Here is a 16,197-nt window from a genome sequence, read left to right as displayed (position 1 = left end):
CTTTTATGGAAAGTAAGATATTAGATTCAATAAATTCTCCCCGTGATTTAAAAAAAATAAAAATTTCGGAATTGCCTATATTAGCAAAAGAATTGCGTGATTTTATTATAACGATTATTTCTCAGAAAGAAGGGCATTTAGGAGCAAGCTTGGGAGTTATTGAACTGACAATTGCTTTGCATTATGTTTTTAAAACACCTTACGATTTGTTAGTTTGGGATGTAGGACATCAGGCCTACGGACATAAGATTTTAACGGGAAGGAGAGACGTGTTTGGTACTAATCGAGATTTAAAAGGTATTTCAGGATTTCCTAAACGTTCAGAAAGTCAATACGATGCCTTTGGTGTAGGTCATTCTTCTACTTCTATTTCTGCAATTTTGGGAATGGCAATGGCATCTAAATTAAATAATGATTTGGATAAACAACATATTGCGGTTATTGGTGATGCTTCTATAGTATCAGGAATGGCTTTTGAAGCATTGAATCATGCGGGTGATACAGATGCTAATATCTTAGTCATACTTAATGATAATGCGATAGGTATTGATCCAAGCGTGGGAGCTTTAAAGGAATATCTAACATCTTTTAAAGAAGGAAAATTACATACTGAAAATAATATTTTTAAAGCGTTAAATTTTAATTATTCAGGCCCTATTGATGGACATGATATAGAATTATTGATAACGGAATTAAATCGACTAAAAAAAATAAAAGGACCTAAATTTTTACATGTAATTACAACAAAAGGAAAAGGATTACAATTAGCAGAGGAAAACCAAGTGAAATATCATGCTCCAGGTAAATTTGATCCTGAAACAGGGAAAATATACCCAAAAGAGGAAGAAGGATTACCTTTTAAATTTCAGGACGTTTTTGGTAAAACTTTGGTTGAGTTAGCTCAAAAAAATAACAAAATTATAGGGGTAACTCCAGCAATGCCATCAGGGAGTTCCATGAAGTTTATGATGGAAGCATTTCCAGATCGTGCTTTTGATGTTGGAATTGCAGAGCAACATGCTGTAACTTTCTCTGCGGGTATGGCTACGCAAGGAATGATTGTTTTTTGTAATGTATATTCTACTTTCTTACAAAGAGCTTATGATCAGATGATTCATGATGTAGCTTTACAAAAATTGCCTGTTATTTTTTGTCTTGATAGAGCTGGTTTTGTGGGGGGAGGATGGTGCTACTCATCATGGTTTATATGATATTGCTTATTTAAGTTGTATTCCTGATTTTATAGTTACAGCACCGCTTAATGAAGTAGAACTCCGCAATATGATGTATACTTTTCAATTAAGTCTTGATAGACCCGTAAGTATTCGTTATCCAAGAGGTAGAGGTTTTATTCAAAAATGGCAATTACCATTTGAAAAAATAAAAATTGGAAAAGCAAAACGATTACGTAAAGGAAAGAAAGTGGCTATTTTTTCTACAGGAACTATTGGTAATAATGTAATAAAAGCTTTAGAAAGTGTAGAATCGGATCATTTTTCTCATTATCATTTTCCTTTTATTAAGCCTTTAGATGAGGTGCTTTTACATGAAATAGGGCAAAATTACAAAGAAATCATTACTGTTGAAGAAGGATGTCTTAAGGGAGGTTTCGGAACGCTTATAAATTCATTTTTTATAGATAATGGATATTTACTTTCTATAAAAAGATGCGGAGTTGAGGACGAATTTATAGAACAAGGGACTATTAATGAATTGCATAAGATATGTGGAATTGATGTAGAAGGATTAAGTAATTTATTTACAGTTTATTTAGATAAAAAAACTGTCTAGAAAGTTTTGGGGTTATTTTTTTAAAATAAGTAGGATTTTGGAAAATAACCCCAAAAAAATATTAGTTTTAAACTTTTTAGACAGTTTTTTTGTGATGAATTTACGTTACTCTAAAAGGATTTTTTGAGTAAAGTTTATAGTAGAACTTTTTAAACTAAGAATATAAAAACCTTTTTGTAAAGAATCTAAATTTATTGTTTGTACATCACGAGTATTGTTTGTTATTTCTTCAGTATACACGATTCGTCCATTAATATCATTGATTTTTAATGTAAAATGATTAGGAGTTCGATCAAAAGAAATATTAATCAAACCGTTTGAAGGATTTGGATAAACGTTGACTAAATTGTTGGAAATAAAATCCTCATTGCTTAATGCAATATTAGGAGGTAAGTCTGTTTGTAAAGAAGTTGGATTGTCCTTTATTCCTGCAACTCCAATATTGCTTGCGCCTGATGAAGCACTATAGCCTACTCCTCTTCTAGCGAAGACTCTCCAAATTAATTCATAATCTTGACCGCCTGTTGCTGCTTGATCTGCTGCTAAAATAGCATCCCGACCTGTTATAAAACTAGGGGAACAACCATCAATTTTGATACCATCAAGTACTATTTTCATTACTTTATTATTTCCTCCTTTTCCATTATAAATATTAGGGTCATAACCATATTTGTTGATATAAGCCCAAGTCAAGTCCCATAAAATAGTTGCCCAAACAGTTCCTATAGCATGAACGTTAATTTTTTCCGTTGCATCTGCTGGATCTAGATACCACATTTTGTTTAAATGAGCGTATGTGTAAGGATTACTATTCATATCGGTAGTATAAGGGTATTTTCTGATACCTTTGCCGTTAGTTGGTTGGTTATTAGTAAAAGTTCCTGTACTTTTTTTGTCATTTCCTTTATCTCCTTCTTTTATTTGCATCATTAACCAAAACCAATCAGACCAACCTTCTCCCATTTGTTCTGAGCTGTCCAAGCAATTACCTGAAAGTCTTGTGGAAATTCCGTGTCCGTATTCGTGCGCAATAATTCCATTGTCAAAATCGCCATCAGCATAAACGTAATTCTTATTTTCAAGAATTGTGTTAATATTGTTTTCTGTTTTTAAAGCTTGAATTAATTCATCTCCATCTGTTTTGGATAAACCAATAACGGGGATTTTAATAGCAATATCTCCTCCGCCAAGTTCTAAGGGAATGATGGAGTTATTGACCACTATTAAGGCTTTTGCTCCTGCATTTTGAGCGGCTATAGCCTTTGAAGAAAAATTACAATTACCACGTCTAACTACTGCTATCTTGTTCGTTAAGGTGTTTGTTGCGGCAGAGCATCCGTCATTCACATCAGGACTGGTAGCGTCATTAAGTAGGATAAGTTCGCCAGACATATTAGTAGGTGTTATAGGTAATTCAATATGTCCTGTATCGAAATTATTATCCATAGCATTATATGTTTTGTTTAATAATGTTCCACTTGTGATTTGTACTTTTATGGGAGCAATGTGTTGCCATAAATACATTTGCATCTTAGGATTACTTCCGTCTATAGGTGTTGAAAAGTTGGCATTATTGTAACTAGGTAGTCTACTTTGAGAATTATCTTGTGATTGAGCTAGAACAAAGTCTCCTTGTTTTCCTCCACGACCATAATTTTTGTCTTGAAAGTTTTTATTTATTTCATCAAAGCCGTATTGATACCATAGATCGTGCATGATGTTATTCATGTAAAAAAGATTGGTAGTAGCAGCATTAATTTCGTTTAGAGGTGCGTTAGATAAGCCTGAGTAAGGATAATCAAAAGTTAAATTAGGATATGTGCCGAAAGATGAATTGGTATAAGTATTAATAGAGGAGATTGATGGTTCAGAATTGTTAATGTCGGAATAAGCAAATACATTATTTCCTCTTGTGTACTGAAAATTAGTAGTATTTGTTGTACTGCCAATAGTTGAATTGTTATTGTGCCATCCATTAGGGGAAGCAGCAGCAGTAAGTGGAGCTAATGCTGTAGTTGATTCAGGGTTTGTAACCATTGTTCTACCTTCTATATTGGTAGGAAATGCTTCTCTATAATGGTTGGGGCTTTCATAGTTCCATGGTATAACATTGTAGTTTGTTGTGCCGGTGTTAATAAAGCTAATTTCGAAAAATTGTCCGGTTTAAATAAGAATAAAGGGTTGTTTGTAGTATGATTGTTTTCTTTATGAAATGAACATTTTAAGGTTTTGTTTGATTTTTTAATAATATTTCCTGTTTCAGAATCTACGAAAATATGCCATAAATTTTTTTCATCATTTCCTGAATAGTATTCAAAAAAGTAGGCAAGCTTGAGTTCATTTTTATTAGTTAAAAAATAGACTAATTGACCATTTACATCGTCTTCTTTGTTAAGAGAATTTTCTAATCTAAATTTATTGTTTTCTAGTTTGTTAAAGCGGTATTCTTGTATAATGTCATTTGTTGATGCAAAAGCATGCGCTAAAGCAGTTTTAAAATCTATTTTTTGAAATCTATTTTTTGTTTTATTTTCAAGAAGAGGGACGGATTTTAAATTACCTGAAACTCTTCCTGCTTTATCTATTAAAAAATTGGAATCAACATTATAGATAGGTATGCCATTTTGTGTTTGTTTTACGTGACAAACCGTATTATTGCTTGTTGTGATAAATTCATCGGAAATAATTAAATGATCTATTTCCGTTTGACTCATTTTTGATTTAGGAGAATTTTCCTTTAAATGTTTTTTAATTAAGTCAAGATTGTTTTGACTGAAGGAAGTTTTAGGAAATAAAAATAATAAAAAGAGGATTTTTTTACCATATATGAATGTTTTGATTAAGTAAATAGTGAGATTTTTAGATTTGATTATAATTGATAATTTAGTTTTTTGTTGAAATCATTTTGTTATAAAGTAAGGCATTACTGTCTGTAAGCATAGAAACGAAATGACAAATATGTAATAAGCGTTCATACAGACTTTCTTTTTCTATATGGTGTTTTTCGGGTAATATTTTTAATAAAAGCTTGTCAAAATTAGTTTCATTTCCCTCAAACTTATTGTTGTATGCAGTAATAAACTTGTCTAACAGGTTGTTAATAATTTGATAACCGTTTATTTCTTTTTCGATTACCTCTCTACTCTGATAAATATTTTTAATACTTAAATTAATAATATCATTCATTTGAGCTTTGTACTTTGATTTGTCAGTTAAAGAATAAGGAAATGTGCCTTGGAGTATTAATTCTTCGTTTTCAATAAATACATGAACAGCGTCGTTAATTAAGCTACCTATTGCTAACGCTCGTAAATAACTAATTCGGTCTTCTTTTGTGGTTAATGCGTTGTATTTTGAAGTATCTATTGAATCTTTTACTAGTTTAATTAAATATTCTAAAGCATAATCTTCAGAAACTAAACCTAAATTAATTCCGTCTTCAAAATCAATAATAGTATAACAAATATCATCTGCTGCTTCAACAAGATAAGCTAATGGATGGCGTTCGTATCTAATATCATGACCTGATTTGTTTGAAATTAATCCTAATTCTTCAGCGACTTCTTTAAAAAAAGATTTGTCTTGCTGGAAAAACCCATATTTTTTATCAGATATATTTGAGGTAGGTTTTTTAGGTAAACTTTCTTTAGGGTATTTCATGAAAGCACCCAAAGTAGCATAAGTCAGCCTTAAACCACCTTCTACGCCTGGTCGGGAGCTGGTTAGTACTGAAAAACCATTGGCATTTCCTTCAAAGTCTATTAAATCTTGCCATTCCTTATCTGTCAACTCATCTTTAAATTTCTGTCCATTACCAATAGAAAAATATTCTCCAATAGCTTTTTCCCCTGAATGACCAAAAGGAGGATTTCCTATATCATGTGCCAAAGCTGCGGCAGCAACAATAGCGCCAAAATCATTAGGTTGGTAGCCGTGTACTTCTTGTAAAGAAGGGTACTTTTCAAGTATTTTTTTACCAACTAATCGCCCTAGTGAGCGTCCTACAACTGATACTTCCAGACTATGTGTTAATCGTGTGTGTACGAAATCAGTTTTTGATAATGGAATAACCTGTGTTTTATCCTGTAAACTTCTAAAAGCGGCTGAAAATATTACGCGATCATAATCAACTTCAAAACCAAGTCTTGTTTCGTCTTGTTCTTTGCGTAATCGTTTGTTTGTGTCACCTTGTTTTTTTAAAGATAAAAGTTGTTCCCAGTTCATCATAGGGCTATTTTTTAGGTATTCTGTTAGGTTTAAATTTTTTAAAATTGTGAGGTATGGAAAGTTTTTGATTCCATTTTTTCAAAATATAACGATTTCCATAAGAAATATTGAAAGAAGAAGAATTTGTATTTCTTTATCTTTTTTGAAAATCTTCTGGATTTCTAAGGTCTTATTAATTTTTAACTTTTAGATAAAGTATTAAATTGTATGCAAATCCTGTATCTCTTAATACCAAAACACAATATTTTTAATGTCAAATAAAATTCTTTAAAAAATAGGATATATTTATTGAATTATAATTGATATGTTTTTATTTCTTTTCTATTGATTTTTGAAAGTGAAATTTTAATTCTGTTTTAAATTTATTAATAATAGTGATGCTTTTTTAAATATATTTTTAATAGACTGTTGATTTTCATAATGTATTGATTTTACTTTTCTTTCTTCATGCAAATACTGTTTTCTATACCTATATACTGGCCGAAGTTAGGGATTAAGTTATAACCTGATTTTTTATAAAGAGCAATTGCGTTTTCAAGTTTAGGAGAAGTTTCTAAAATGAAGTTGTGATAACCATATTCGTTTGCCCATTTTTCTATTTCGTTAAGAATAAAAGTAGCTATTCCTTTTCCGCGTTTTTCAGGATGTACAAACATTCTTTTTATTTCGGCAGTTACAGTATCATATTCTTTGAAAGCACCACAACCTACAGCTTCTTCATTCTCATAAACTACTAAGACATGTTTTAAGTATTTATTGTTATGATGTGAAAAAAATCTTTTTGATCCCCGTCAATATCTACTAAATATTCATCGAATAAACGTGTTAAGTGTTTAAAGTCAGGATTATCAGATGTCGTGTAGATTCGTTTCATGAATGCTTTTGTATATTATAATAGTATTCAAATTTTAGATTAAAAAGTATGTAAAGATACTAAAAGTAAAATTTAGTTGTATAAGGGAAGTGGGGAAATAAAAAAACAGCTATTTTTTAAAATAGCTGTTCTTTAAATGTTTTTTTGAATCATTAAGATCCACACATTTCACAATCTTCTGGTTCGGCATTACGAGAGCGTTCAATCATTGCTCTAAATTCTTCCGTAGTCATTTCTGCTTCAGAATTAGTTAGTTCTGTTTTTTCTGCAGATATGGTTAAAGATTCTGTTTTCTTTTCATTATTTAATGTAAATTTAATAGCATCTACGGCTGCTTTGGTTCGTAAATAGTACATACCAGTTTTTAAACCTGATTTCCAAGCATAGAAGTGCATAGAGGTTAGTTTAGCAAAGGTAGCGCCTTCCATAAATAGATTTAATGATTGAGATTGGTCAACGAAATAACCACGTTGTCGAGACATGTCAATAATGTCTTTCATGGATAATTCCCAAACGGTTTTGTATAAATCTTTTAACTCTTGAGGTATACGGTCAATGTTTTGTACGGAGCCATTATGGCGCATAATTTCTTGTTTTAGCTCTTCATTCCATAATCCGCATTTAACTAAATCTTCTAATAAGTGCTTATTTACCACAATAAATTCGCCAGAGAGTACACGGCGCGTATAGATATTTGAGGTATAGGGCTCAAAGGCTTCGTTATTTCCGAGAATTTGTGATGTAGAGGCTGTTGGCATTGGTGCCATTAATAAAGAGTTACGAACACCATGTTCCACTACTTCCTTTCTTAAAGAAGGCCAATCCCAACGACCCGATAATTCTTCATCTTTTATACCCCAAAGGTTGTATTGAAATTCTCCTTGTGAAATAGGAGAACCTACAAATGTTGAATACGGACCTTCTTCTTTTGCCATTTCCATAGAGGCTTCAACCGCTGCAAAATACATTGTTTCGAAGATTTCTTGATTCAATTTTTTAGCTTTATCACTTGTAAAAGGCATGCGTAATAGGATGAAAGTATCTGCTAGTCCTTGTACACCTAACCCTACTGGACGATGACGCATGTTTGAGTTTTCAGCTTCTTTTACAGGATAATAATTACGATCAATTACTTTATTTAAATTGCGAGTTACTCGTTTCGTTACTTGGTATAGTAAGGTATGGTTAAATTCTCCATTTTCTACAAACATAGGTAATGATAAAGAAGCTAAGTTGCACACTGCTATTTCATCAGCAGAGGTGTATTCCATAATTTCTGTACATAAATTAGAAGAACGGATAGTTCCTAAATTTTTTTGATTAGATTTACGATTGGCTGCATCTTTATATAACATGTATGGAGTTCCCGTTTCAATCTGTGATTCTAGAATTTTATCCCATAATTCACGAGCTTTAATTGTTTTACGACCACGATCTTCATTTTCGTATTGCGTGTATAAAGTTTCAAATTCGTCTCCATATACATCATATAAGCGGGACATTCGTTAGGACACATTAAAGTCCATTTTTCATCAGCTTCTACTCGTTTCATAAACAAATCAGAAGTCCACATAGCATAGAATAGATCACGTGCACGCATTTCTTCTTTACCATGGTTTTTCTTAAGATCTAAGAAATCCATAATATCAGCATGCCATGTTTCAATATAAACAGCAAAGCTTCCTTTGCGTTTTCCGCCGCCTTGATCTACATAACGAGCGGTATCGTTAAAAACACGTAGCATGGGTACAATTCCGTTAGAAGTGCCATTTGTACCACGTATATAGGAACCAGTTGCACGAACATTGTGGATAGATAAACCTATACCTCCAGCAGATTGTGAAATCTTGGCGGTTTGTTTGAGTGTATCATAAATGCCATCAATGCTATCATCTTGCATGGCTAAAAGAAAACAAGAAGACATTTGAGGTTTCGGTGTTCCAGAGTTAAAAAGTGTTGGAGTAGCATGTGTAAAAAACTTTTTAGACATCAATTCGTATGTTTCGATTACGGATTCTAAATCGTTTAAGTGAATTCCAACGGAAACACGCATTAACATGTGTTGTGGGCGTTCTACTATCTTGCCATTTATTTTAAGAAGATAGGAGCGTTCTAAGGTTTTGAAACCAAAATAATCATAGTTAAAATCACGATTATAGATTACATGAGAATCTAAAAAAGCGGCATTTTCCATAATTACTTTATGTACTTCGTCTGAAATAAGAGGGGCTTCTTTTCCTGTACGTGGACTTACATACTGAAACATATCGTTCATTGTTTCAGAAAACGATTTTTTTGTGTTTTTATGTAAGTTAGAAATGGCAATTCTAGCCGCTAGTTGTGCGTAATCAGGATGTGTAACGGTCATAGCAGCTGCTGTTTCAGCTGCTAAATTGTCTAATTCAGAAGTTGTTACACCATCATATAGTCCCTCAATAACTCGCATGGCAACCTTTACGGCATCTACCATATCATTTAAACCATAGCATAACTTTTTAATTCTGTCTGTAATTTTGTCAAACATTACGGGTTCTTTATGCCCATCTCTTTTTACTACGTACATAGTTTTGTTTTTTTGAAAACAAAAAATCCCTTCTTTGTTTTCTTGTTAATAATAATTTTTTTAAAACACCAGTCTCCCGACTTTTACAATGGGTGTTTTTAAGTTCGATAAAAGTTAGTTTTTTGTTAGATATATTTTAAAAATCAGCATCTAAAGAAAATTTATTAGCCTCTTCTTCATTATTCATTACACCTGCTTTTTGATATTCTGCCACACGTTTTTCGAAAAAATTGGTTTTTCCTTGTAAGGAAATCATATCCATAAAATCAAAAGGATTTGTAGCGTTAAAAACCTTTGCACAGCCTAATTCTATTAATAATCTATCTGCTACAAATTCTAAGTACTGAATCATTAAGATAGCATTCATTCCTATTAGCGAAACAGGGAGTGACTCGGTTATAAATTCACGTTCTATATTTAAAGCATCTACTATAATTTCTGTGATTCTTTCTTTGGATACTTTGTTTACTAAATGATGGTTGTGTAAATGTACTGCAAAATCACAGTGTACACCTTCGTCACGGGAGATTAATTCATTTGAAAAAGTTAATCCGGGCATTAATCCACGTTTTTTTAACCAATAGATAGAACAAAATGCACCAGAAAAAAAGATGCCTTCTACTGCTGCAAAGGCTATTAATCTCTCAGCAAAAGAATCGGATTCAATCCAGCGTAGTGCCCATTGTGCTTTTTTTCTGATAGCAGGAAAAACTTCAATAGCATGAAACAATTGATCTTTCTCCGTATCATCTTTTACATAGGTGTCAATTAATAAGGAGTATGTTTCACTATGAATATTCTCCATCATAATTTGAAAACCATAAAAGAATTTAGCCTCTGGATATTGTACTTCATTTACAAAATTTTCTGCAAGGTTTTCATTTACGATTCCATCAGATGCTGCAAAAAAAGCCAAAATATGTTTAATGAAATATTTTTCATCTTCATTTAGTTTGGTATTCCAATCTGTTAAATCTTGATGTAAGTCTATTTCTTCTGCCGTCCAGAAACTTGCTTCCATTTTTTTATACCATTCCCAAATATCATGATGTTTGATAGGGAAGATTACGAAACGGTCTTTATTTTCTTGTAAAATGGGTTCAATAGTAGCCATATCTATATCTGGAATTATAGTTTAAAATTGATTCAAATAATTATGCGTAATTGGGGACTGCAAAGATTCAAATTTAGACTCAAAAAAGAAAGAATAGTTATTCACATTTCATTGGAGTTTTTAACAAATGAGATGATTGTAAGTTATTCTTTATTAAAAAGTTAAATTATTGTAAATCAAATAATTGTATTTTTTTAAAATCTTTAAATCCTTTATTTTATAAGGGTTTTAAGAGATAGGATTAGCTTGTTTTTTTAGGGTGCTAATTCATGTATTTGTTATAAACGCATTGTTAATAACTATATTATAAAGCAAGAAAAATAAATTTCTTTTTTTGTATTTCTATAGGATGATTTTAAAACCTTTTTACTAATGATTTTTAGTTTTAAAAAAATCATTAGTAATGCTTTTAGGAGGTGTTATTTGTAGTACTCTTTTGCTACAGTTTCAAGTTCTTCATACCATTCCGTTCCGAATCTTCTTACTAAGGCTTCTTTGACAAATTTATAAATGGGTACTTTAAGCTCTTTTCCTAGAGAACAGGCATCTGAGCAAATGTCCCAACGATCATAATTAACTGCTTGGAAACTTGTAAAATCTTTTATTCTGATAGGGTAAAGATGACAAGAAACAGGTTTTTTCCAATCAACTAGTCCTTGATTATACGCTTCTTCTATTCCGCACAAAGCGTTACCTTCTTTAAAAATAACATAAGCACAATCTTTATTGTCTATTAAAGGGGTTCCTAGTTCATTATCTTTGTCTTTTACCCAAGTCCCTTGTTTCTCAATAGCTTCAAGACCTTCTGGTCTTAAAAGGTGTTTGATTTTAGGATAAATGTTTTCCAAAATGGGTAATTCGTCTTCCAGTAAAGGAGCTCCAGAATCTCCATCAATACAACATGCGCCTTTACAAGCGGTTAGGTTACATACGAATTCTTTTTCTAAAATGTCTTCTGAGACGATTGTTTTACCAATTTGAAACATGTGATTTTGTTTTGAGTGGTGCAAAATTACAAATAAGAAACAATAATTAGGTTTACCGTTTTGTTAATTGTTTGAAATTAGTATATTCGAAAATATTTGTTAAACGAAATAAGTTATGAATTTTGATTGGAAAGAAGTATTAACTGTAGGTATGGTTTTATTTGCAGTTATTGATATTATGGGGTCTATCCCGATAATTGTAGATTTACGAAACAAAATAGGACATATCCATGCTGAACGCGCTAGTTTTGTGTCGGGGTTGATTATGATTATGTTTCTTTTCGTGGGAGAAGGTATGCTGAAATTTATCGGTGTGGATGTAAAATCTTTTGCGGTTGCAGGATCTATCGTATTGTTTTTTCTAGCATTAGAAATGATATTAGGGATTAGTATTTATAAGGATGAGGAGCCCAAGACAGCTAGTATTGTTCCTTTGGCTTTTCCGTTGATTGCGGGAGCGGGTACTATGACTACGTTGTTATCTTTGCGTTCAGAATATCAATCCATAAATATCGTGGTAGCCATTCTATTTAATATAATCATTGTATATATTGTTTTGAAATTATCGGGTAAAATAGAACAATTATTGGGACCAACTGGTTTAGGAGTCGTTAGAAAGGTTTTTGGAGTTGTGTTATTAGCAATAGCTGTTAAATTATTTGCTGCTAATGTTAAAGGCTTGTTTGTTTAGGTTGAAAAATAGTAATTTTGTTTCTTAAAAAAAGATTAATGAAAGTTTTTACATATATAATTTTAGTTTTAGGGCTTGTATTAATTGGTGTTAATGTCGCAATGCTTAATCCCGAAGATTTGTTTAATGGAGATAGTTTGGTGGCTCTGATAGGAATATTAGCGGTATTGTGTGCTGTTGTTATTTTACTAATTTTTAATCTTTCAAAGTCAATTGAAAATAAGTTGAAAAGACATTCGTAATGTTTGATGTATTAATTATTGGGGGTGGTGCATCAGGTGTATCTTGTGCTATGGTTTTGGGTTCTGCTCAAAATAAAGACTTTGTTAAAGGAAAAAGAATAGGGATTCTGACTCATCAAAAAGCATCATCATTACAAGATGCTGTTTTTTATAATGCGTATGGTATTCCAGCAGGTACATTAGGTGCTGATTTATTGCTTGAATCATTAGAACGATTACGAGATACATACAAACATATTGTACAAATTGAAGATGAAAAAGTTTTGAAGGTTTTGTCTATTGAAAATGGTTTAGAAGTTGTTACAAATAAAAATATTTTCAGAGCTCAAATGGTTGTAGTAGGAGTAGGGGCATCTAATTTATTTGATATTCAAGGGTTAAACGAATATGTTGTGCCACATCAGAAATCATTACCAGAAAAGAAACGAATTCAATTAAAAAATATTGATTATAAAGTAAAAGAAGGGGTCTATGTGTGTGGAACACTTTCAGGACACAGAAGTCAATTAGCAATAGCTGCTGGAAGTGGGGCAGCAGTGGCAACAGAAATACTGGTTCTTTGGAATCAAGGTATAGAAACCCATAGTCATGATGGGATTAAGAAAAAATGAAAGAGCTTCCTGTTTTGTTGAGTTTGTAAAGGTGTTTTTTTATTCCGATTCCGAGTCTAAATTTTGAATTTGTTGCACTACAACACCTGCTTTCTCTAGAAAAACTAAACCAGAGTCATCTTTGTATTTCTCATGGTAAACAACTCTTTTTATACCTGCTTGATGAATTAATTTAGAACATTCTTTGCAAGGAGAAAGCGTGATATAAAGGGTTGCTTGATTACAAGATTGAGTCGAGTTGGCAACCTTTAGTATTGCGTTTGCCTCTGCATGAAGAACATACCAGTGTGTTAGGTTGTATTCGTCCTCGCAACAATTGTCGAAGCCAGAAGGAGTTCCATTATATCCGTCCGATATAATCATTCGATCTCTTACTATTATGGCTCCTACCTGTTTTCTTTTACAATAAGAAAGTTTGCTCCATTCTCTTGCTAAACGTAAGTAAGCAGTGTCATATTTATTCAATTTATTTTCCATTTTATCTGTGCCAAATAGGGCTTTGTATGATTAGTGGGGTTACAACTCCTATTATGAAGGATGACATAACTAAAGTCCAATCTCTTTTTGAAAAACGAAAAACGGATTGGATTATAAATGAAATTATTAAAACAACAAAAACAACTATTATTTGTGCACTCTCAATTCCTAAAGCAAATTCCGCAAGGGGTAATATTTTGTCAGATTTACTGCCCGGTAACAATGTTTTAAAATAGTTAGAAAAGCCTAAGCCATGTATTATACCGAACAGTAGTGTTACAATAGCAACTAATGTTATGCTTTCTTTTTTGAGCTTTTACCAGCTGTAAATAAATTAAAAAGAGCTACAATTAATATTGTGATAGGGATTAAAAATTCAACTAAATTTTCTTTTATATAAATAATGCCAAATACAGAAAGTATAAGAGAAATAGAATGGCCTAGGGTGAATAAACTAACTAAGGTTAACCATTTTTTCCAATCATTAAATGAGTAAGGAATGGTCATTCCAATTAGGAATAATATATGGTCATAAGCCTTGATGTTTAATACATGTTTTAGACCGATTTCAAAGTATAACCAAAATTCTTGCATATAATAGTAGGATTAAAGAGTTTCAAACTTACAAATTTTTTATTAATGATTTTATTTTATTATTCAGTTTTATGATGATGTTGCTTTAGTGTAAAGAAGATATTTTGTTGATTTTTAGTGTGTTAAAAAAAATAAAAGTTCTGGGTTTTATATGATTAAAAAGATAAATTGGAGTTAAATATACGAAATTGTTTTGCGATGTAGAAAAAAGGAAGTAATAGAATAGATGAATTTAGGGGGTAAGTTTATTTTGTAGTTTTTTCAAGAGTTATATAGGATTGATTTGAACTCAGATTGTCTCTTATAGATTTTGTGAGAATAAATTAACTCTTTTATTTCAATTGTTTGTGTGAAATTTTAGAATTAAGAAAAAGGAGGCTATTTTGATGATTAAACCCAGATTAATATTATGCGTTAGGAATTTATTGCAAATAAAAAGGAGGATGAAGAGGGGGAATGGAAGGAATTTTTTGTTTTTACAATGAGGCTGTTCAAAAAGTTTAGGACAGCCTCATTATAAAAGATTGTGTTTTGTGTAAATTATCTTTTTATTATATTTTAAAAGTTATTACGGGTTTTTTTGCGTGATTTACTAGGCTTTCACTTATACTGCCATTAAAAAAATGAGCTAATCCTTTTCTTCCATGTGTACACATACCTATTAAATCAGCATTTAGATCATTAGCTATGTTTAAGATGCCTGCTTCCACATTAACATCGTTGTATATATGTGTTTCATATTTGTCGATCTTAAATCCGCTAACAAAGTCGTTCATTAATTTTCTGGCATCTTGTGTAGAACGAAAATTATTAGGCGTGTTTATGTTTACAAGATGTAAAGTGGCATCGAATTCATTGGTAAGGCGAACGATACACTCAAAAGGTTTCTTGATTTCATCTAAAAAGTCTGAAGCAAATATAAAATGGTTTACTTTGAAGTCAGGATCATCTTCCTTGATGACTAGAACAGGAATGGAAGAGTTTCTAACAATTTTTTCTGTATTTGATCCTACGAACATTTCTTTAATACCATTTGCTCCATGTGATCCCATGATGATAAGGTCAAACGTATTGTTTTGTATGGTTTTCATGATGCCTTCAAAAGGCTGGTCTATTTGGATTATTTTAGAAGTTTCTATTCCGTCTAAATATTCTTCATCCATTAAATCATCCATTCTGTTTGTTATCGCATTTTTGAAAAAGACGATTTCAGGAATATCATGACCATGAGTAACTGTATCATTTCCTTGTCCGGTAGTTCTAATAAGTGAATTAGATATATTTCGGCATTATGCTTTCTTGCAAATTGTGCGGCAACTTTAAGAGCATACTCTGCATGTTGAGAAAAATCGGTAGGAACTAAAATTCGTTTCATAATGGGGTTATTGTTTAATGGTTTGTTTTTCTTAATCTCACAGATAAAGGTAAGAAAGTTTTTAATAAAAATCAATCAGTTAGTAAAATAAAAAAAAAAATGTATATTTGTGCCGTTATTTAGAAGTTAAACATTAAATAATGAGGCACGCATCGCGTGCCTCTTTTTATACCAATGACATTTAAAGAAAAAGTAGGGCAGTTATTAAATCAAACTTTGGAAGATTTTCCAGATCTTTTTTTAATTGATTTAACTATAACTGATAGTAATAAAATTATCGTAACTTTAGATGGCGATAATGGAGTGCAATTACAAGATTGCGTGAATATAAGCAGAGCTATTGAAAACAACCTTGATAGAGAGGAACAAGATTTTGCTTTAGAGGTGGCTTCCGCTGGTGTATCGGCTCCCTTAACAAGAATTCGTCAATTTAAGAAGAATGTAGGGCGTACCGTAAAGCTCAGAACGGCAGAGAAAGTGTATGAAGCGCTTTTAGTAGAAGCCGATGATGAGGTGGTTACTTTAGAGTGGACTGCACGTGAACCAAAAAAAAATAGGAAAAGGAAAAGAAACTGTTGTTCACAATGAAAAAATACAATATGGCAATATTGTGGAGGCAGTAGTTACAATTATATTTTAAAAAAAAATCAAA

General features: G+C 31.7%; 9 protein-coding genes and 6 pseudogenes. 5 read left to right on the top strand and 10 right to left on the bottom strand.

The annotated features are described in order from the left end of the window. Positions 1–5 precede the first annotated feature (5 nt). Positions 6–1,791 (top strand): annotated as a pseudogene (locus tag JJC05_RS06885) (1-deoxy-D-xylulose-5-phosphate synthase). Between the two features lie 105 nt (positions 1,792–1,896). Here JJC05_RS06885 and JJC05_RS06880 read toward each other — a convergent pair. The 7 genes and pseudogenes from JJC05_RS06880 to JJC05_RS06855 form a co-directional block, all read right to left on the bottom strand. Then, positions 1,897–3,897, bottom strand: a complete 2,001-nt coding sequence (locus JJC05_RS06880) for a M36 family metallopeptidase (RefSeq protein WP_258929676.1) — start codon at positions 3,895–3,897, stop codon at positions 1,897–1,899. Continuing rightward, the gene (locus JJC05_RS16910; RefSeq protein ID WP_258929584.1) at positions 3,840–4,505 is read right to left on the bottom strand and encodes a PepSY domain-containing protein; all 666 of its coding nucleotides are present in this window, start codon (positions 4,503–4,505) and stop codon (positions 3,840–3,842) included. The genes JJC05_RS06880 and JJC05_RS16910 overlap by 58 nt, the downstream gene beginning before the upstream one ends. 169 nt (positions 4,506–4,674) lie before the next feature. After that, positions 4,675–6,015, bottom strand: a complete 1,341-nt coding sequence (locus JJC05_RS06875) for a deoxyguanosinetriphosphate triphosphohydrolase (protein ID WP_088390534.1) — start codon at positions 6,013–6,015, stop codon at positions 4,675–4,677. A gap of 434 nt (positions 6,016–6,449) precedes the next feature. Beyond that, positions 6,450–6,740, bottom strand: a pseudogene (locus JJC05_RS06870) (GNAT family N-acetyltransferase); the annotation flags it as partial. Positions 6,741–7,044: 304 nt separating this feature from the next. Then, positions 7,045–9,455 (bottom strand): annotated as a pseudogene (locus JJC05_RS06865) (ribonucleoside-diphosphate reductase subunit alpha). Between the two features lie 136 nt (positions 9,456–9,591). After that, positions 9,592–10,569, bottom strand: coding sequence for a ribonucleotide-diphosphate reductase subunit beta (locus tag JJC05_RS06860; RefSeq protein WP_088390528.1), 978 nt, complete (start codon positions 10,567–10,569; stop codon positions 9,592–9,594). 419 nt (positions 10,570–10,988) lie between these two features. Beyond that, entirely contained in the window at positions 10,989–11,555 is a 567-nt protein-coding gene (locus JJC05_RS06855) for a DUF3109 family protein (RefSeq protein WP_105195520.1), read from the bottom strand. A 115-nt stretch (positions 11,556–11,670) separates the two neighbouring features. Between JJC05_RS06855 and JJC05_RS06850 the strand changes: the two genes are divergently transcribed. From JJC05_RS06850 to JJC05_RS06840, 3 genes are read left to right on the top strand one after another with little or no spacing between them, the layout of a single operon-like run. Then, on the top strand, positions 11,671–12,246 hold the full coding sequence (locus JJC05_RS06850; protein WP_105195519.1) for a MarC family protein: 576 nt from the start codon (positions 11,671–11,673) through the stop codon (positions 12,244–12,246). A 38-nt stretch (positions 12,247–12,284) separates the two neighbouring features. Next, positions 12,285–12,488, top strand: a complete 204-nt coding sequence (locus JJC05_RS06845; RefSeq protein ID WP_105195518.1) for a hypothetical protein — start codon at positions 12,285–12,287, stop codon at positions 12,486–12,488. Continuing rightward, complete coding sequence (locus JJC05_RS06840; protein ID WP_235878625.1) at positions 12,488–13,099, top strand: FAD-dependent oxidoreductase; 612 nt, start codon at positions 12,488–12,490, stop codon at positions 13,097–13,099. Before JJC05_RS06845 ends, JJC05_RS06840 begins: the two co-directional genes overlap by 1 nt. A gap of 39 nt (positions 13,100–13,138) precedes the next feature. On the opposite strand, the gene JJC05_RS06835 is transcribed toward JJC05_RS06840, so the two are convergent. From JJC05_RS06835 to JJC05_RS06825, 3 genes and pseudogenes are all read right to left on the bottom strand, one after another. Beyond that, positions 13,139–13,576 (bottom strand): deoxycytidylate deaminase, encoded by a 438-nt coding sequence (locus tag JJC05_RS06835; protein ID WP_088390518.1) that lies wholly within the window; start codon positions 13,574–13,576, stop codon positions 13,139–13,141. 1 nt (position 13,577) lies between these two features. After that, positions 13,578–14,170: pseudogene (locus JJC05_RS06830) on the bottom strand (HupE/UreJ family protein). A 551-nt stretch (positions 14,171–14,721) separates the two neighbouring features. Continuing rightward, a pseudogene (locus tag JJC05_RS06825) lies at positions 14,722–15,545 on the bottom strand (universal stress protein). A 174-nt stretch (positions 15,546–15,719) separates the two neighbouring features. Between JJC05_RS06825 and rimP the strand changes: the two are divergent. Then, positions 15,720–16,185, top strand: a pseudogene (gene rimP / locus JJC05_RS06820) (ribosome assembly cofactor RimP). Positions 16,186–16,197: the final 12 nt, after the last annotated feature.

Source organism: Flavobacterium davisii (genome assembly GCF_019565505.1).
GTDB lineage: Bacteria > Bacteroidota > Bacteroidia > Flavobacteriales > Flavobacteriaceae > Flavobacterium > Flavobacterium davisii.
Note: the sequence above shows the minus strand (reverse complement) of the source record. Positions and strands in the feature narration are given on the sequence as shown.

Excerpts from the sequence above, each read along its gene's own strand:
- JJC05_RS06845 (WP_105195518.1), top strand. The coding sequence starts at position 12,285 with ATGAAAGTTTTTACATATATAATTTTAGTTTTAGGGCTTGTATTAATT.
- JJC05_RS06875 (WP_088390534.1), bottom strand. The coding sequence starts at position 6,015 with ATGAACTGGGAACAACTTTTATCTTTAAAAAAACAAGGTGACACAAAC.
- JJC05_RS06835 (WP_088390518.1), bottom strand. The coding sequence starts at position 13,576 with ATGGAAAATAAATTGAATAAATATGACACTGCTTACTTACGTTTAGCA.
- JJC05_RS06840 (WP_235878625.1), top strand. The coding sequence starts at position 12,488 with ATGTTTGATGTATTAATTATTGGGGGTGGTGCATCAGGTGTATCTTGT.
- JJC05_RS06860 (WP_088390528.1), bottom strand. The coding sequence starts at position 10,569 with ATGGCTACTATTGAACCCATTTTACAAGAAAATAAAGACCGTTTCGTA.
- JJC05_RS06855 (WP_105195520.1), bottom strand. The coding sequence starts at position 11,555 with ATGTTTCAAATTGGTAAAACAATCGTCTCAGAAGACATTTTAGAAAAA.
- JJC05_RS06850 (WP_105195519.1), top strand. The coding sequence starts at position 11,671 with ATGAATTTTGATTGGAAAGAAGTATTAACTGTAGGTATGGTTTTATTT.
- JJC05_RS16910 (WP_258929584.1), bottom strand. The coding sequence starts at position 4,505 with ATGAGTCAAACGGAAATAGATCATTTAATTATTTCCGATGAATTTATC.